We start from the raw sequence: 16,957 nt of genomic DNA on the forward strand, positions 1-16,957 counted from the left end.
CTAATTCTGACGAAGCGGGTCGTAGGTCTCCAGGAAGACACCGAGCCGCCCGATGGCGTCGGTCAACTCGTCGGCGTAGGGGAGCGTGACGATCCGGAAGTGGTCCGGGGTCGGCCAACTGAAGCCCGTCCCCTGCACGAGCAGGACGCGCTGCTCGGTGAGGAAGTCGAGGACGAACTGCTGGTCGTCCTTGATCGGGTAGACCTCGGGATCGAGCCGGGGGAACACGTACAGGCTGCCCTGGGGTTCGACGCAACTGACGCCGGGGATCTTGCGCAGCGCGGTCACTGCCGCGTCGCGCTGCTCGAGCAGGCGCCCGCCCGGCAGCACCAGGTCCTTGATGCTCTGGCGCCCGCCGAGCGCGGTCTGGATCGCGTGCTGGGCGGGAACGTTGGCACACAACCGGAGGTTGGCCATGACCGACAGGCCCTCGAGGTAACTCCCGGCGTTGCGCTTGGGCCCGTGGACGAGCAGCCAGCCGGCCCGAAAGCCCGCGAGCCGATACGCCTTCGACAGCCCATTGAACGTCAGTGTGAACAAATCGGGAGCGACCGAGGCCATCGGAATGTGCACCGCGTCGCCGTAGAGGATCTTGTCGTAGATCTCATCGGCCATGATGACCAGTTCATGGCGACGCGCGATCTCGGCGATGCCCTCCAGCGTGGAGCGTGGGTAGACCGCTCCGGTGGGATTGTTGGGATTGATGACCACGATCGCCTTGGTCCGCGACGTGACCTTGGCCGCCAGGTCGTCCAGATCCGGCAGCCAGCCCTCGCTCTCGTCGCACAGGTAGTGCACGGCGGTGCCGCCGGACAGCGACGTGGCGGCGGTCCACAGCGGGAAGTCCGGAGCTGGGACGAGTACCTCGTCGCCGTCGTTGAGCATCGCCTGTAGCGACATCATGATTAGCTCACTGACCCCGTTGCCCAGCCACACATCATCGACATCCTCGACATCGGGCAGGCCGCGCTGCTGATAATGCTGGACGACCGCCGTGCGCGCCGACATGAGACCGCGTGAGTCCGAATAGCCTTCTGCAGCAGGGAGATTGCGAATCACGTCGAGCAGAATCTCGTCCGGGGCCAGAAATCCGAACGTTGCGGGGTTACCGATATTCAGCTTCAGAATCCGGTGGCCCAGTTCCTCCAGGCGCTTGGCTTCCTCCATGACAGGACCGCGGATGTCGTAGGAGACTCCGGACAACTTGCTGGACTGGTCGAGATGCACGTGGTTCAGGGTTTCACACTTGCCGGGGATTGGTCACGGCGATATCGGTCGCCCGATCGTCCGCCTGCGGCGCCCGGGCCGATGATTCGGTCACCCGGTCGGCCGGCGACCGGAGCGGTCGCGACAATGGCTGCATGGAGTTCACCGAAACCGTTCGCCGACGGCGCATGGTCCGAAACTACGACCCGGAGCGTGCGGTGTCCCGGGAGCAGGTGGATGCCCTGCTGGCCCTGGCCATCCGGGCCCCGTCCGCCGGATTCAGTCAAGGCTGGCGGTTTCTGGTCCTGGACGACGCAACGGCACGGCAGCGATTCTGGACGGCCACGGCCGACGGCGACGAGCCGCCGGATCGTTGGCTGGCCGGTATGCAGTCCGCTCCGGCTCTCATCGTGTGCCTGTCCGACAAACAGGCCTACCTGGACCGATACGCCGCCCCGGACAAGGGCTGGACGGATCGGGACGAGGCTCGGTGGCCAGTGCCCTACTGGGACGTCGACACGGGCATGGCCGCAATGCTGATCCTGCTCGGAGCGGTGGATCGTGGTCTGGCGGCGTGCTTCTTCGGCGTCCCGCCCGCGGCTCACCGGGCGGTGCGCACGGCCTTCGACGTTGCCGAACAACTACGCTTCGTGGGCGTGATCAGCCTCGGCTACGGGCTGCCGGACCCGAAGTCTCCGTCGCTCAAGCGCGGCCGGCGGACGCTGGACGAGGTCGTGACCTACAACCCAGCGCCCGCGACCGGCTGAGGCCGCGGTAGACCGCGGTAGACCGCGGTCCACCGCGGCCGGGTGAGACCCCGGTCCGACGCCGCCCTTTCGAACACGCCTGATCGTCAATCCCCGCGCTTGGTGGCCAACTCGGGAGCGATCATCGCCACGATTCGTTCGAGGTCGTCGATCGATCCGAACTCGACGGTGATCTTGCCCTTGCGACGTCCCAGCTCGACGCGGACTCGGGTGTCGAAGCGGTCGGAGAGCTTGTCGGCCAGGTCGGCGAGGGCTGGTGCGGAGATTCGGCCGGTCGGCTTGGTGCGCGGCGCTGGAGCTGAATCGGCTTTCCCGGTAAGGGAAACGAGCTCTTCGGTTGCGCGCACGGACAGGCCCTCGGCCACGATGCGACCGGCCAGGTCCTCCTGCTGATCCCGGTCGGCAAGGCCGAGCAGCGCTCGAGCGTGCCCGGCGGACAGCACCCCGGCGGCCACCCGGCGCTGCACCGGCACCGGCAGATTCATCAGGCGGATGGTGTTGCTGACCTGGGAACGGCTCCGGCCGATTCGGCTCGCCAGCTCATCGTGCGTGGCACCGAATTCTTCCAGCAGCTGCTGGTAAGCCGCGGCCTCCTCGAGCGGGTTCAGCTGGGCGCGATGGATGTTCTCCAGCAGGGCGTCGCGAAGCATCGCGTCGTCGGCGGTGTCCCGGACGATGGCCGGGATCGTCTCCAGGCCGGCGAGGATCGATGCCCGCAACCGGCGCTCGCCCATGACGAGTTCATAACCGTTGTCGCGTTCGCGGACGACGATCGGTTGCAGGACACCGAACTCACGAATGGAATGAGCAAGTTCCTCGAGTGCGTCCTCGTCGAAAACCGTCCGGGGCTGCTTCGGATTCGTCGTGACCTCGCTCGGCCGCACCTCTCGCAGCGTGGCGCCGGGCACCGGTGAGGGGTCGAAGTAGAAATCCGTGGCCGACGAGGTGATGATCGCGTCGATCGAGGGCACTCGATTGCTTCCGCGAACGTCGGTACCTGATCCGGCCGAGGTGGAATCGGACCCTTCCGCAGCGCCCGCCCCCTGTGCAGAATCCCCGTCAGTTGACATAACCCGGCTCGCGGCGGAGTCATTCGCCGCCGAGTGCCCGTCCACACCTGGTCCGGATGGTGAGGGGGTGGGCGGCGCGGTCGGGATCAGCGCTCCGAGTCCTCTTCCGAGCCCACCTCGACGTTGCTTGTTCGCCACCACTTCTCCGTCCCGCTCCAGCTTCATCCGTGTGCGGGCTCGGTGTCGGGCGACACCGCTCCGCGCTCGGCCAACTCTCGTGCCGCTTCCAGATACCCGATCGCCCCGCGCGACCCAGGGTCGTAGGTGATGACCGTTTGGCCGTAGCCAGGTGCCTCGGACACCCGCACATTACGCGGAATGACCGACTGGATGACCTTCGCCCCGAAGTAGTTGCGCACCTCGTCCGCGACCTGGTCGGCGAGCCTGGTTCGACTGTCGTACATCGTCAGCAACACCGTCGAGACCACGAGCCCGGAGTTCAGCTGGGCCCGCACGAGCTCGACCGTGTTGGTGAGCTGGGCCAATCCTTCCAAGGCGTAGTACTCGCACTGGATGGGGATCAGGATCTCGCGGGCCCCGACGAGCGCGTTGAGCGTCAACAGCCCCAGAGCTGGTGGGCAATCGATGATGATGTAGTCGACCGGTTCATCGAACTGGTCCAGCGCACGCCGCAGTCGATGCTCGCGGGCTACCTGCGAGGCCAGCTCGATGTCGGCGCCGGCCAGGTCGATCGTGGCGGGAACGCACTTCAGAGCGGGGGCAACCTCGACCGGTACGGCCACGTCGGAGAGAGTGGACGAGCCGAGGAGCACGTCATAGATGGAGGGCGTGCCGACGCCATGCTCGACGCCAAGAGCCGTGCTGGCGTTGCCCTGCGGGTCCAGATCGATAAGCAGGACAGCGAGCCCGTGCTGGGCCAACGCGACGGCCAGGTTGACCGCGGTCGTCGTTTTCCCCACGCCGCCCTTCTGGTTCGCCACGGTGATGACTCGGCGGTGCCTGGGCCGGGGCCAGCTCTCCTGCCGAACATTGCGCACGTGCACGGCACGCATCGCCTCGCGCGCAATCGGGGTGTCGAACGATGTTTCACGTGAAACCTCGCGGTTGCCGATGCGGCCACTGTCCGCTGCGTCAGCCTGCAACGCCGCGTACAACTCTTCGTCCGACGTCGATGTTTCACGTGAAACCGGGCGCGATTCGGCTCGGCCGGCATCCGACGGGACTGTCACTCTTACATCCTCACTTGTCGATGTTTCACGTGAAACATGGCGTGCACCCTCGCGGTCCAACCCCTGCGCCGAACCTCTCGCTCAGCGGCCGAGCTTCACGACGTCCACGACCCGAGCGGGCGCATCGATGAGTTCCGCGCCGCATAAACGAATGCCCACAACCTCGGCCCTCAATCGCCGCAGTACTGGCCCGGCGGCAGCGATCTCTTTGTCAGCGGTATCGCCCTTCATCGCGAGCAGATGGCCACCGCGTCGGAGTAGCGGCATAGCCCAACTCGCAAGCCGGTCCAGTGGAGCGACGGCTCGGGCGGTGACGAACTCCGCTGAACCTACCGTGTCGATGACGGCCTTGTCCTCGGCCCGCCCCCGCACAACTCGCACCCGGTCGGACAGGTCCAGCGCAGCCACGACCTCGTTCAGAAAATCGGTCCGCCGTTGCAGGGACTCCACGAGATCTACCCGCAGATCGGGACGAACGCAGGCCACGGCGAGGCCCGGCAGCCCAGCGCCGCTGCCGATATCGACCAACCGCGACCCAGGGGGTATCAGCTCCTCGAGCACGGTCGAGTTCAGCAGATGCCGTTCCCATAGGCGCGGGACCTCACGGGGCCCGATCAAGCCGCGGACCGTCCCGGCATCAGCAAGCCACTGCGCGTAACGGGCCAGCAGGTCAACCCGGCCGGCGTAGCGGGCGTTCGCGGCAGCAGGTGGCGGTCCAGCCAGTGGAGCACTCACGGTGGTGAGGGACGTGACCGGTGGATCATCGGACGCTGGAGCGCGGCCCGAACCGGGCACCGGAACGATCGCCGGGCCCGGCGTCTGCGGCTCTCCGGTACTCACCACAGCTCGGCGCTGAGTCAGGAAGCCGGGAGGACGACGACGCGCCGCGACGGCTCCTCACCTTCGGACTCGCTGACCACACCGTCGATCGCGGCGATGGCATCGTGCACGACCTTGCGCTCGAACGGATTCATCGGGGCCAACCGCTCCGCCTCACCCGAGGAGATGACATCCTGCGCGGTCTGGCGAGCGAGCTCGGTGAGCTCATCACGGCGCCCTCGCCGGTGCCCGGACACATCGAGCATCAACCGACTCCGAACACCGGTCTGCTGCTGTACCGCCAAGCGCGTCAACTCCTGGAGGGCGTCCAGGGTGGCACCGTTCGGGCCGATGAGCGGCTGGAGATCCGAGCCCACGATGGCGACCATCGCGCGGCCGTTCTCGACGTCCAGATCGATGTCTCCGTCGTAGTCGACGATGTCGAGCAGGCGTTCCAGGTAGTCGGCGGCTATATCACCCTCACGAACGAGCAGCGACGATTCCTCGTGCTCATCCGTTTCCGGGGTACCGGTCGTGTCGGCTGCATCGGCAGCGGTGCCCTCGATCGGGTCGGTGGTCGTGTCGGTGGAGACGGTGTCTGTCATGGGTCATCCTTCTTCAGCGATGCGCGCGGTGGGGCGCGACGAACAGGTCTACGGCGGGCTACCTCGGTCGCGCGAGCACGGTCGGTGCGCCGCCAGGGATAGGTCAGCGGCGCTTCTTGCTGGGGGCGCGCTTGGCGGCCGGACGTGCGCCCGGACGGGGGGATCGGCTCGCGGGCCGGTTGGTGGTTGCGCTGGCCCCGGGGGAGGTCGAGCCGGTCGGAGCCGAAGAGCCCGCGCCGTCGGCCGTGGCGAGGTCGTCCAGGGCCGCGGACTTGTCCAACGAGACCGACTTAGCGACGCTGCCCCGAGCGTTCTTCGCGTTGGCCGGACGGGCTCCCGGCCGTGGCGCCAAGCTCCGCCCGAGATCATTCGTCTCGGCGACCACGCCCGCCTTCGCGGGAACCGAAGACGGGTGCGGATGGAACTTGAAGATGTAGAACTGCTGACCCATCGTCCACAGGTTCGAGGTGAACCAGTACAGCAGCACGCCGAGCGGGAAGATGAACCCCGATCCCAGCACGGAAAGCGGGATACCGACGAGCATCAGTTTCTGGATCATCGCCGCCTGACCCTCGGCCGGCGTCGGTGCGTTGCGGATGACCGCAAGCTGAGTGACCAGGGTGGCGACCGCAGAGACGATCACGAGTACCAGCGTCACGATCCGGGTGACCGTCGGGTCCCCGCCCAGTTCGTGGATGCGCGCGGTCGCGGTGTGCAGCGCGGGGGGCAACGGGAACCCGAAGATCGCGGGCAATGGGGCGCCGAACAGCCGGGCATGGATGACCGACTCGGTCTGGTCCGGAGTCCAGCTGTACAAGGCGTGGGCACCCGGCTTGAGCCGGCGCAGCACGTGCAGCAGGGAGATGAAGATCGGGATCTGCAACAGCATCGGCAGGCAGCCCGAGATCGGGTTGAAGCCCTCGGACTGCTGCAGCGCCATCATCTCGCGCTGCAGGGCCGCCTTGTCACCCTTGTGCTTGTCCTGCAGCTTCTTGATCTTCGGCTGCATCTCCTGCATGCGGCGCTGATAGTGCACCTGCTTGATGAAGAATCGGAACAGCAGTAACCGCGCGGTGACGGTGAGCATGATGATCGACAGCGCCCAGGTGAGACCTGCATCCGGGTTGAGCCCGATGATGTCGAACAGCTGGTGCCACCGGAGGAGTACCCAGGAGACCGCGGTATATAACGGGTTCAGCATCAACCAGCCTGTTCTAGGAGAGTTCTCTTCTGCGACGATCCGTCGGGGATTTCGGTTCCGCCGGGCACCGGGTCGTAGCCGCCGCTGTGCCAGGGATGACACCGACCGATCCGGCGCAATCCCCACCACGCTCCGCGAATCACACCGAAACGAGCAATTGCCTCGGCGGTGTACTCGCTGCAGCTCGGAAGATAGCGGCACGCACCGGGGCGCTTCGAGCTCCACCCGATCTGGTACGCCGAGATCAGGGCCAAGGCCAGCCGGACGCCTGGTCGGGGTTCACGCCGAGGCAGGCGTGCGGCTTCGTCGCCGTTCATGGGCGAACACCGCCGGACAAGCGCTGCAACGCCCGGTCGAGATCGCGGCCCAGCTCGACCGAGGCACGGTCGGCCGACTCCGGGAGGGCACGCACGACAACTCGAGCCCCGACCGGGACCTGGTCGAGGCGAGCGGCCAGTTGAGCTCGCAGTCGGCGAGCGACTCGGTGCCGGACGACACTCGGGCCGACCGACTTACCGACGACCAGACCGACGAGGGTGTCGCGCGCTTCAGCGGCCGTGGACAGATACACCACAAGGTCGCCACACCGGGTGCGGCGACCTCGACGCGTCACCGCAGCGAAGTCGGCACTCGATCGCATCCGGTGCGCTGCGGGAAGCATGGCAAATAGAGCCGGTCGGCTCAGGCCGACAGCTCGCTGCGGCCCTTGCGACGACGGGTCGACAGGATGGCGCGACCGGCGCGGGTGCGCATCCGCAGACGGAAGCCGTGGGTCTTGGCCCGACGGCGGTTGTTCGGCTGGAAAGTCCGCTTGCTCACGGTGGCGCTCCATCAATTCAGCTCGTCCAGCGGGTGATGCACCCGCTGAGTTGGTGTGACTCAGCCCCGATGGAGCCAGTAGTCGATCAGCACAGGCAGTGCCTCCCGGAAAGGGAGGGCACACGAGGTCTCAACGGTACGGATCGGACCCCGCCGAGGTCAAACCGGAGCCGCTGGGTACGCAGCGTACCGAGCAAAATCGCGCACCTTAGTGGGATCCGGAAAGCCGCCTTCGGCGACACGCCGCTTAGCAGGCGGAAATCGCTCGGTTTCGGCGCCCCGGGATTGTGGGTAGCCGCCGGACGCTGTTACGTTGTCGGCTCGAACTAAATGAACCACGGATCCAAGCCGCGGCTCGAACGGGTCATCAATCCCTCCTCGGGACGACTTCTCAGGACGACTACTGAGGCCGCCCCCAAAGGACTGTCACCCCTGTTCGGGTGCACCTCACGGTGCGCCGGAGAGGCATCACCACGTCTTCGTCCGACGTGGCCTTCTTCGTCCCCTCCACACGCTGTGGAAAAAGCTGTGGATACATCCGTGGTACGGCCGCCAGGCCGCAGTCCGCCCGGCCTTCTCGTCAGGCCGAGCTGTGGCTGGACGAGCGAGGGAGTTGGACTGTAGTGCCGGACGATCTCGCAGATCTTGCCGACGTGTGGAATAACGCGATCACCCAGTTGGACGATCCATCGGTCCGACCGCATCAACGAGCCTGGCTGAGCCTGACCCGACCGATCGGTTTGCTTCAGGACACCGCTCTGCTGGCCGCGCCGAATCCGTACGCCAAGGACTACCTGGAGAACAACCTCCGGCCGCTGATCATCTCAGCGCTGACCGAGGCGCTGGGACGCGAGATCAACGTCGCCGTCACCGTCCAGGCCATCGAGTCCGAACCTGAGCGTCCCCACGCCGGTGACGAGTCGGCCGTCCGCGCTGAGCCGACCAGCCGGCCCAATACCTCGACCGGCTACGGCCTGGGCTTCAGCTCCGGGTACGGCACGGCCTTCGACGAGCTCGACCGCATCGACACCCGGCGCGATACCCGTCCCGAGGCTCGGCTGGACTCACGGGGCGAGCCCCGCACCGACAACCGTCCCGGGGCGGGTAGCGACTCCCGCTTCGATTCCGGCGACGAGGGCGGCCACGACACGGTCGAGGACATCGACGCCTACGACCGCTTCACGACCGACGACCAGCACGGTTACGGCCTGTTCTCCAACGGAACCCACCGTGCCGGTGCCGAACAGGGTGGCCGCCTCGACGCCGAGGCCAGGCTGAACCCGAAGTACACCTTCGAGACCTTCGTACCCGGCTCGTCCAACCGCTTCGCCCACGCTGCCGCCGTAGCGGTGGCCGAGGCGCCGGCCAAGGCGTACAACCCGCTGTTCATCTACGGTGATTCCGGCCTGGGCAAGACCCACCTGCTGCACGCGATCGGGGCCTACGGTCGCCGGCTCGAACCCACCATGCGGGTGCGTTACGTCTCCAGCGAGGAATTCACCAACGACTTCATCAACTCGGTCCGCATCAACGACGTTCAGTCCTTCCAACGTCGTTATCGCGATGTGGACCTCCTGCTGATCGACGACATCCAGTTCCTGGAACGGGCCGAGCAGACACAGGAGGCGTTCTTCCACACCTTCAACACCCTGCAGTTGGCGAACAAGCAGATCGTCATCTCCTGCGACCGCAAGCCCGAGCAGTTGGCCGGGCTGCAGAACCGCCTGGTGACGCGATTCAAGTCCGGTCTCATCACCGACGTGCAGGCGCCCGACCTCGAACTGCGGATCGCGATCCTGCGCAAGAAGGCCGCCAAGGACGGGATGACGCTGCAACCGGGCGTCATGGAGTTCATCGCGTCGAAGATCCAGACCAACATCCGCGAGCTCGAGGGCGCCCTGATCCGCGTGGTGGCCTTCGCCTCGCTGAACAAGCAGGAGATCGACCTCAAGCTCGCCGAGATCGTCCTGAAGGACTTGATCTCCGAGTCGGACCGCCCCGAGATCACCGCCCCGACCATCATGGCCGTCACGGCCGAGTACTTCGGGATCAGCATCGACGACCTCACCAGCTCCTCGCGTACCCGGGTGCTCGTGACGGCCCGCCAGATCGCCATGTACCTGTGCCGCGAGCTGACCGAGCTGTCGCTGCCCAAGATCGGCCAGACCTTCGGCGGACGCGATCACACCACCGTGATGCACGCCGAGCGCAAGATCCGGTCGCTGATGACTGAACGGCGCAACGTCTACAACCAGATCACCGAGCTCACCAGCCGGATTCGCACCCGTGCTCGCTCCTGAACGCCGCGGCGCCGAGCCGTCCGACGTCGGATTCGGCTATCCCCAACGTGTGAACACTGTTGTGGACAACCCCGGGGGTCAGTGTGGACGACGGGTTCCTGTCATTCGTTGTCCACGTGCCGGTCACTGTTGCCCACCGGTTGCCGGTCGCTCACCCACAGGGCGCCGGCCCGCCAGCCGGGGGCCAGGAGCGGTTTCCCACAGCATCCACAGCCCTTATGACGACGATGACAGATATTTATTAATGAATGACAAGTACTCGAAATACGGGCTGGGGACGGTGGGGACAACATCAGTCGATCGCCGGTGGGAATACGCTGTCCGTCCCGACCGTGTCGACGTGTCCGTGTAACTCGCCGCCCACCGGCGCGAACCGACGCGAACGTCAGCGTGGCCGGATCCCCGCTCGTACCACCCGCATGTTGTTGACCCTGGAGGATTGATGAAGTTCCGGATCGAGCGCGACGCCCTCGCCGACGCCGTGGCCTGGTCAGCGCGCAGCTTGCCGGCCCGCCCGGCCGCTCCGGTCCTGGCCGGCCTCCTGCTCGACGTCACCGATGACCAGCTCTCGATCTCCGGCTTCGACTACGAGGTCTCCACCCAGGCTGGACTCGAGGTGCAGGCCGGTTCGTCGGGGCGTGCCCTGGTGTCCGGTCGACTGCTGGCCGACATCACCAAAGCCCTGCCGGCGCATCCCGTCGAGGTCAGCGCGGACGGGTCCCGGGTGAGCATCACCTGCGGGAGCGCCAAGTTCACGCTGCCGACCATGCCGGACGAGGACTACCCCCGGTTGCCCGATATGCCGACCACCGCCGGCACGGTGAGCTCGTCGGTATTCGCCCGAGCGGTCTCGCAGGTCGCCGTCGCCGCGGGCAAGGACGACACGCTCCCGATGCTGACCGGCGTCCGGATGGAGATCGACGGCGAGCGGGTGACGCTGGCGGCGACCGACCGTTACCGCTTGGCGGTCCGGGAACTCACCTGGAATCCGGCCTCGACGGGCAACGCCGAGCTGGCGGTGCTGGTCCCGGCGCGCACCCTGGCCGATGCCGCCAAGAGCCTGACCGGCGACGCCGAACTGTCGATCGCCCTGGCCACCAGTGGGGCCGGGGAGGGAATCATCGGTTTCGCCGGTACCGGCCGGCGGACGACCACCCGACTGCTGGACGCGCAGTTCCCGCCGTATCGAACGTTGCTGCCCACCGATTTCTCGGTGACCGCCGAGGTTTCGGTCGCCGCGCTCACCGAGGCGGTCAAGCGGGTGGCTTTGGTGGCCGATCGCGGCAACCCGGTCCGGTTGGACTTCTCCGATGGTGGCCTGACCTTGACCGCCGGCGGCGATGACGAGGGCAAGGCCGAGGAGAATCTCGAGGTCGACTACTCCGGGGAAGCGATCACCACCGCGTTCAACCCGACCTTCCTGCTCGAAGGCCTCGGAGCGATCGAGGCACCCATCGCTCGGTTGTTGTTCACCACGCCCACGAAGCCGGCCGTGATCCGTCCCGCCGGAGCCGAAGGCGCCCCCGGTTCGGACTACACCTACCTGATCATGCCGGTGCGTCTGCCGGGCTGAGTCGACCCTCCGGTAGGCGACCTGCCGGGCTGAGTCGGCCGGGCGGGCTGCGCGCCACACCCACCCGGGTCTATGTTGGCAAGCGATTTCGTTAAGCGGTTTCAGCAGGGGAGCGCCTAGCCTCTAGGTCTCACAAGCTCGGACGGGAAAGTGGGCACGGTATGCAGATCGGTCTGATCGGACTCGGCAAGATGGGCGGCAACATGGCCCAGCGGATCCGCAACGGAGGACACGAGGTCGTCGGCTACGACCGTTCGGAGACCTCCCCGCGGGACGTCAGCTCCCTGGAGGAGCTCATCGGTGCCCTGCAAGCTCCTCGTGCCGTATGGGTCATGGTGCCCGCCGGTCAGCCGACGGATGAGGTCATCCAGACCCTCAAGGGCCTGCTCGACGAGGGCGACATCGTCATCGACGGCGGCAACACCAAGTACACCGACGATGCCATCCACGCCAAGCAGTTGGCCGAAAAGAGCATCGGCTTCGTCGATGCCGGGGTGTCCGGCGGCGTGTGGGGCCTTCAGAACGGCTACGCGCTGATGGTGGGCGGCTCGGCCGAGGACGTCGGCCGCGTGCAACCGATCTTCGACGCACTGAAGCCCTCGGGTGACTCCGGTTTCGTGCATGCCGGTCCGGTCGGCGCTGGTCACTTCGCCAAGATGGTCCACAACGGTATCGAGTACGGCATCATGCAGGCCTTCGCCGAGGGCTACGAACTGATGGACGCCTCACCCATCCTGGAGAACGTCACCGAGACGTTCGCGTCGTGGGAGAACGGGACCGTCATCCGGTCCTGGCTGCTCGACCTGGCCGTCCGGGCGTTGCACGCAGACCCGGGCCTGAAGTCCATCAAGGGTTATGCCGCCGATTCCGGCGAGGGTCGCTGGACCGTCGAGGCCGCCATCGAGAACGCGGTCCCGCTGCCCGTGATCACCGCCTCGCTCTACGCCCGCTTCGCCTCGCGCCAGGACGACTCACCGGCGATGAAGATGGTCGCCGCCCTGCGTAACCAGTTCGGTGGCCACGCGGTCGAATCGGCCAGTGACGCCGCCCCGGCCCAAACGCCGGGCGAGGCCGCCAAGACGGCCGCTGCCGCGAGCCCGAACGCATCCTGAAAGTCGATCCGAACACGCCGGCTGTCAGCCGGTCGGCAAGTAGCGTGTGAGCCGTGTACGTCCAGCACCTGTCGGTGGCCGACTTCCGTAGCTGGCCGCGAGCCGACCTTGCCTTCGACCCGGGCGTGAGCGTGCTCGTCGGGGCCAACGGGCAGGGCAAGACGAACCTGCTGGAGGCGCTGGGCTACCTGTCGACCCTCGGAAGCCACCGGGTGTCGACCGACGCTCCGCTGATCCGGTCGGGAGCCGACACCGCGGTGGTTCAGGCGGCCGTCGTGAACGACGGCCGCCAGTTGGTCCTCGAGGTCGCCATCACGGCCGGGCGGGCGAACAAGGCCAAGCTCAACCGCTCACCGGTCACCAGGCCCCGCGACATCCTCGGCGGCCTGCGGACAGTGCTGTTCGCTCCTGAGGATCTCGCGGTGGTTCGCGGCGATCCGTCTGAGCGTCGCCGGTTCCTCGACGAGGTCCTCGTGCAACGCACGCCGCGGCTCGCCGGGGTACGAGCCGACTACGACCGGGTGCTCAAGCAACGTGCCGCGCTGCTGAAGACCGCAGGCGCGGCTCGACGTGCCGGTGGCGCCGGTGACCTGCGCACGTTGGACGTGTGGGACGGACATCTGGCCGAGCACGGCGCGCAACTTCTGGCCGCGCGCCTCGATCTGGTCCGGGCCCTGCGTCCGTACGCCGAGGAGGCCTATACCCGTATCGCGCCGGAAAACCGCGCGTCGCCTCCCCTACGGTCGCCGTTCGGCTTGCGTTATGTCAGCTCGATCGATTCCGCGCTGCCGTCCGGGTCCGGCCCGGAGGTGGGCAATGGGGACCTCGAGTCGGAGATTCCGACGATCGGCGTGCTCACCGCGGCTCTGCTCGCCGAGTTGGCTCGGGTCCGGGCGAGCGAGATCGAGCGAGGGGTGTCCCTGGTCGGGCCGCACCGTGACGAACTCGAACTGTCCCTGAACGGGCTGCCCATCCGCGGTTACGCCAGCCACGGTGAGGGCTGGTCGGCCGCCCTGGCCCTCCGGCTGGCCTGTTTCGATCTGCTCGGTTCCGATGGAGCCGAGCCGGTGCTCATCCTCGATGACGTGTTCGCCGAGCTCGACCGGACGCGGCGGCAGGCGCTGGCGGCGCTGGCCGGCAAGGCGGAGCAGGTGTTGATTTCGGCTGCAGTCGTGGACGATGTCCCCGAGGAGCTGTCGGGGGCTCGTTTCGACATCGCTGACGGTGAGGTGCGCCGTGTCGTCTGAGGGCCATGACGCTGCGTCGCCAGACAAGGACGCAGCGGATCGCGCGCGGAGCCGGAGCGAAGATATCCACACCAACAATGCGCAATATCCCGACATTTCCGGCAGGTTATCCCCAGATGTTGGTCTTTCGTCCACAGAAGACTGTGGACGAGGTGACCCGGTGGACGATGGTGAGCCCGGCGACGTGGAGCCCGACTCCACGGGTTCGGGGGACATGGCGGCCGGTGCGCTGGCCGCGGCCCGCGCGATGGCAACCGGGCAAGGCGCGGCCCGCGCGCGCGCGGTTCGTCGTCGCCGCCGGCGCAACCCCGACGGTCCGAGCTACAGCGGTGCCCGACCCGACGAACGGGATCCGGTTGCGATCGGCTCGATCGTCGGCAAGGCGGTCGGCGAGCTCGGCTGGGTCGGGCCGCTGGCCGAAGCCCGGCTGATGTCACAGTGGGACACCGTGGTCGGCGCGGACATCGCCGCGCGGTGCCGGCCGGTCAGTCTGGCCGATGGTGAACTCCGGGTCCAGGCCGAATCCACGGCGTGGGCAACGCAGTTGAGACTGATGGCGCCTCAGATCCTGGCCCGCATCACCGCCGACCTGCCCCGCGGCCTGGTCAAGCGCATCTCCATCTCGGGACCGTCCGGGCCGAGTTGGAAGCACGGGCCGTGGGCGATGCGCGGCCGGGGCGTGCGCGACACGTACGGATAGCCTGCCGATCGCCCGGCCCGCCCTGATCGCCTGGCCCGCCCTGATCGCCTGGCCCGCCCCGACCGGGTAGGCCCGGGGTGTCCAGGCCGGGCGCGTGGGCCTGTACGGCCCCAAAGTGGCTGGTCGGATCGCTGGCGAGTCTCCGGAGCCAGCGCAGCCGTGAAAATCGCTCTGTGACACGTACAGCGGCCTGCCAACGGGTTTTTGTCAGCCGCTCCTAGTAAGATGAACAGGTTCGACCGACTATGCAGTCTTCAAAGGGAGTACTTGTGGCCTCCAAGCCCGCGTCCAATTACGGTGCCGATTCAATCCAGGTTCTCGAGGGGCTCGAGGCGGTTCGCAAGCGTCCCGGCATGTACATCGGTTCCACCAGCGATCGCGGTTTGCACCACCTGGTCTGGGAGGTCGTCGACAACTCCGTCGACGAGGCGCTCGCCGGTTACTGCGACCGGATCGAGGTCACCCTGATGACCGACGGCGGTGTCCGGGTCACCGACAACGGGCGAGGCATGCCCGTCGGTATGAACAAGCAGCAGCAAAAGCCGGCGGTAGAGGTCATCCTCACCGTCCTGCACGCCGGTGGAAAGTTCGACAGCGACTCCTACGCGGTGTCCGGTGGGCTGCACGGCGTCGGCATCTCGGTCGTGAACGCGCTGAGCAATCGCCTGGACGTCGACATCAAGCGCGACGGCTACCGGTGGACCCAGCCCTACGTCGACCAGAAGCCCGCCGGGCCGTTGGTCAAGGGCGAGAAGACGGACGAGACCGGCACCACGGTGACGTTCTGGGCCGACGGATCGATCTTCGAGACCCTGACCTACTCCTACGAGACCATCAGCCGTCGCCTGCAGGAGATGGCGTTCCTGAACAAGGGGCTCACCATTGTCCTGCGGGACGAGCGCGCCGGTGTGATCGTCCAGACCGACGACCGCGCCGAGGAGATCACGTCCGAGACGATCGAGGAGCACGACGCCAAGCCCAAGGTGAAGGAGGTCGTGTACCACTACGCCGACGGTATCGCCGACTTCGTCAAGCATCTCAACGCCACGAAGTCACCGATCCACAAGTCCGTCATCTACTTCGACCCCGAGGACAAAGAACTTCGGATGTCGGTGGAGATCGCGATGCAGTGGAACGAGTCCTACTCCGAATCGGTGTACACGTTCGCCAACACCATCAACACGCACGAGGGTGGTACGCACGAGGAGGGCTTCCGCGCGGCGCTGACCGGGGTGGTCAACAAGTTCGCGCTGGCTCAGAAGATCTTGAAGGAGAAGGACGACAAGCTCACCGGTGACGACATCCGGGAGGGCCTGGCCGCCATCATTTCGATCAAGCTGGCCGAGCCGCAGTTCGAGGGCCAGACCAAGACCAAGCTGGGCAACTCCGAGGCCAAGTCGTTCGTGCAGAAGATGTGTAACGAGTGGCTGACCGACTGGTTCGACCGCAACCCCGCCGATGGCCGGATCGTGGTGAACAAGGCCACTTCGGCTGCACGCGCCCGCAAGGCCGCACAGCAGGCCCGCAAGCTCGCCCGCAAGAGCGCACTCGACACGATGGGTCTGCCCGGCAAGCTTGCCGACTGCCGCTCGACCGATCCGGAGAAGAGCGAGCTCTACATCGTCGAGGGCAACTCCGCGGGCGGCTCGGCCAAGTCCGGCCGGGACTCGCTCTACCAGGCGATCCTGCCGTTGCGGGGAAAGATCATCAACGTGGAGAAGGCCCGGATCGACCGCGTCCTGAAGAACACCGAGGTTCAGTCCCTGATCACGGCGCTGGGCACCGGCATTCATGACGACTTCGACGCCGCCAAGCTGCGCTATCACAAGATCGTGCTGATGGCCGACGCCGACGTCGACGGCCAGCACATCACGACGCTGCTGCTGACGTTGCTTTTCCGGTTCATGCGCCCGCTGATCGAGACCGGTTACGTCTACCTCGCCGCTCCGCCGCTGTTCAAGATCAAGTGGTCCAAGGGAGATCCGGACTACGTCTACTCCGAACGCGAACGCGACGGTCTCATCGAGGCCGGTGAGGCTGCCGGTCGTCGCCGGGCCGCCGGCGACTCGATCCAGCGTTACAAGGGCTTGGGCGAGATGAACGCCAAGGAGCTGTGGGAGACCACGATGGATCCGGCCACGCGCCTGCTTCGCCGGGTCACCCTCGACGACGCGGCGACCGCCGACGAGCTGTTCAGCGTCCTGATGGGCGAGGACGTCGACGCCCGCCGTTCATTCATCGTCCGTAACGCCAAGGACGTCCGCTTTCTCGACATCTAACGGGTCCGCGCTCCGCCACCCGAAGCACGAATCGCCCGTGTTCGCCGATGGAATGTGTTCTGAAAGGTC

At 66.7% G+C, this 16,957-nt stretch carries 16 protein-coding genes; 7 read left to right on the forward strand and 9 right to left on the reverse strand.

All coding sequences use genetic code 11. The annotated features are described in order from the left end of the window. Entirely contained in the window at positions 1 to 1,167 is a 1,167-nt protein-coding gene (locus tag M6D93_RS00735; RefSeq protein WP_430667252.1) for a pyridoxal phosphate-dependent aminotransferase, read from the reverse strand. 194 nt (positions 1,168 to 1,361) lie between these two features. Here M6D93_RS00735 and M6D93_RS00740 point away from each other — a divergent pair, with 194 nt between their 5' ends. Next, the gene (locus M6D93_RS00740) at positions 1,362 to 1,973 is read left to right on the forward strand and encodes a nitroreductase family protein (protein WP_249772154.1); all 612 of its coding nucleotides are present in this window, start codon (positions 1,362 to 1,364) and stop codon (positions 1,971 to 1,973) included. Between the two features lie 86 nt (positions 1,974 to 2,059). Here M6D93_RS00740 and M6D93_RS00745 read toward each other — a convergent pair whose 3' ends face one another. The 8 genes from M6D93_RS00745 to rpmH all read right to left on the reverse strand — a co-directional run bounded on the left by M6D93_RS00745 (position 2,060) and on the right by rpmH (position 7,677). Continuing rightward, the gene (locus M6D93_RS00745) at positions 2,060 to 3,208 is read right to left on the reverse strand and encodes a ParB/RepB/Spo0J family partition protein (RefSeq protein ID WP_347343515.1); all 1,149 of its coding nucleotides are present in this window, start codon (positions 3,206 to 3,208) and stop codon (positions 2,060 to 2,062) included. Beyond that, positions 3,205 to 4,056, reverse strand: coding sequence for a ParA family protein (locus tag M6D93_RS00750; RefSeq protein ID WP_249774243.1), 852 nt, complete (start codon positions 4,054 to 4,056; stop codon positions 3,205 to 3,207). Before M6D93_RS00750 ends, M6D93_RS00745 begins: the two co-directional genes overlap by 4 nt. A 258-nt stretch (positions 4,057 to 4,314) precedes the next feature. Next, a complete protein-coding gene (gene rsmG, locus M6D93_RS00755) occupies positions 4,315 to 5,073 on the reverse strand; it encodes a 16S rRNA (guanine(527)-N(7))-methyltransferase RsmG (protein WP_249772158.1) in 759 nt (252 codons plus the stop codon). A 17-nt stretch (positions 5,074 to 5,090) separates the two neighbouring features. Beyond that, positions 5,091 to 5,657 carry a Jag family protein gene (locus M6D93_RS00760; RefSeq protein ID WP_249772160.1) on the reverse strand — a complete coding sequence of 189 codons (567 nt, stop codon included), beginning with the start codon at positions 5,655 to 5,657 and terminating at the stop codon, positions 5,091 to 5,093. Between the two features lie 103 nt (positions 5,658 to 5,760). Next, positions 5,761 to 6,858: a membrane protein insertase YidC gene (gene yidC / locus M6D93_RS00765; RefSeq protein ID WP_249772162.1), complete on the reverse strand. Its 1,098-nt coding sequence runs from the start codon at positions 6,856 to 6,858 to the stop codon at positions 5,761 to 5,763. Then, positions 6,858 to 7,175: a membrane protein insertion efficiency factor YidD gene (gene yidD, locus M6D93_RS19300; protein ID WP_283818620.1), complete on the reverse strand. Its 318-nt coding sequence runs from the start codon at positions 7,173 to 7,175 to the stop codon at positions 6,858 to 6,860. Before yidD ends, yidC begins: the two co-directional genes overlap by 1 nt. Continuing rightward, positions 7,172 to 7,498 (reverse strand): ribonuclease P protein component, encoded by a 327-nt coding sequence (gene rnpA, locus M6D93_RS00770; protein WP_249772164.1) that lies wholly within the window; start codon positions 7,496 to 7,498, stop codon positions 7,172 to 7,174. The genes yidD and rnpA overlap by 4 nt, the downstream gene beginning before the upstream one ends. Positions 7,499 to 7,539: 41 nt before the next feature. Beyond that, complete coding sequence (gene rpmH / locus M6D93_RS00775; RefSeq protein ID WP_249772166.1) at positions 7,540 to 7,677, reverse strand: 50S ribosomal protein L34; 138 nt, start codon at positions 7,675 to 7,677, stop codon at positions 7,540 to 7,542. A 623-nt stretch (positions 7,678 to 8,300) separates the two neighbouring features. On the opposite strand from rpmH, the gene dnaA reads away from it, so the two are divergent. The 6 genes from dnaA to gyrB all read left to right on the forward strand — a co-directional run bounded on the left by dnaA (position 8,301) and on the right by gyrB (position 16,888). Continuing rightward, a complete protein-coding gene (gene dnaA, locus M6D93_RS00780) occupies positions 8,301 to 9,977 on the forward strand; it encodes a chromosomal replication initiator protein DnaA (RefSeq protein WP_283818622.1) in 1,677 nt (558 codons plus the stop codon). A 442-nt stretch (positions 9,978 to 10,419) separates the two neighbouring features. Then, the gene (gene dnaN, locus M6D93_RS00785; RefSeq protein ID WP_249772168.1) at positions 10,420 to 11,550 is read left to right on the forward strand and encodes a DNA polymerase III subunit beta; all 1,131 of its coding nucleotides are present in this window, start codon (positions 10,420 to 10,422) and stop codon (positions 11,548 to 11,550) included. A 161-nt stretch (positions 11,551 to 11,711) separates the two neighbouring features. Further along, the gene (gene gnd / locus M6D93_RS00790) at positions 11,712 to 12,662 is read left to right on the forward strand and encodes a phosphogluconate dehydrogenase (NAD(+)-dependent, decarboxylating) (protein ID WP_249772170.1); all 951 of its coding nucleotides are present in this window, start codon (positions 11,712 to 11,714) and stop codon (positions 12,660 to 12,662) included. Positions 12,663 to 12,715: 53 nt separating this feature from the next. Then, positions 12,716 to 13,909: a DNA replication/repair protein RecF gene (gene recF, locus M6D93_RS00795; RefSeq protein WP_249772172.1), complete on the forward strand. Its 1,194-nt coding sequence runs from the start codon at positions 12,716 to 12,718 to the stop codon at positions 13,907 to 13,909. A gap of 160 nt (positions 13,910 to 14,069) precedes the next feature. Further along, on the forward strand, positions 14,070 to 14,609 hold the full coding sequence (locus tag M6D93_RS00800; RefSeq protein ID WP_249772174.1) for a DciA family protein: 540 nt from the start codon (positions 14,070 to 14,072) through the stop codon (positions 14,607 to 14,609). Between the two features lie 245 nt (positions 14,610 to 14,854). After that, positions 14,855 to 16,888: a DNA topoisomerase (ATP-hydrolyzing) subunit B gene (gyrB, locus tag M6D93_RS00805; protein ID WP_249772176.1), complete on the forward strand. Its 2,034-nt coding sequence runs from the start codon at positions 14,855 to 14,857 to the stop codon at positions 16,886 to 16,888. The last annotated feature ends 69 nt before the right edge of the window (positions 16,889 to 16,957 follow it).

Source organism: Jatrophihabitans telluris (assembly GCF_023516435.1).
Classification (GTDB): domain Bacteria; phylum Actinomycetota; class Actinomycetes; order Mycobacteriales; family Jatrophihabitantaceae; genus Jatrophihabitans_A; species Jatrophihabitans_A telluris.

Coding starts and splice junctions, on each gene's coding strand:
- M6D93_RS00735 (WP_430667252.1), bottom strand. CDS start 1,167: ATGGAGGAAGCCAAGCGCCTGGAGGAACTGGGCCACCGGATTCTGAAG.
- M6D93_RS00740 (WP_249772154.1), top strand. CDS start 1,362: ATGGAGTTCACCGAAACCGTTCGCCGACGGCGCATGGTCCGAAACTAC.
- M6D93_RS00745 (WP_347343515.1), bottom strand. CDS start 3,208: ATGAAGCTGGAGCGGGACGGAGAAGTGGTGGCGAACAAGCAACGTCGA.
- M6D93_RS00750 (WP_249774243.1), bottom strand. CDS start 4,056: ATGCGTGCCGTGCACGTGCGCAATGTTCGGCAGGAGAGCTGGCCCCGG.
- M6D93_RS00760 (WP_249772160.1), bottom strand. CDS start 5,657: ATGACAGACACCGTCTCCACCGACACGACCACCGACCCGATCGAGGGC.
- yidC (WP_249772162.1), bottom strand. CDS start 6,858: ATGCTGAACCCGTTATATACCGCGGTCTCCTGGGTACTCCTCCGGTGG.
- yidD (WP_283818620.1), bottom strand. CDS start 7,175: ATGAACGGCGACGAAGCCGCACGCCTGCCTCGGCGTGAACCCCGACCA.
- rnpA (WP_249772164.1), bottom strand. CDS start 7,498: ATGCGATCGAGTGCCGACTTCGCTGCGGTGACGCGTCGAGGTCGCCGC.
- dnaN (WP_249772168.1), top strand. CDS start 10,420: ATGAAGTTCCGGATCGAGCGCGACGCCCTCGCCGACGCCGTGGCCTGG.
- gnd (WP_249772170.1), top strand. CDS start 11,712: ATGCAGATCGGTCTGATCGGACTCGGCAAGATGGGCGGCAACATGGCC.
- gyrB (WP_249772176.1), top strand. CDS start 14,855: ATGCAGTCTTCAAAGGGAGTACTTGTGGCCTCCAAGCCCGCGTCCAAT.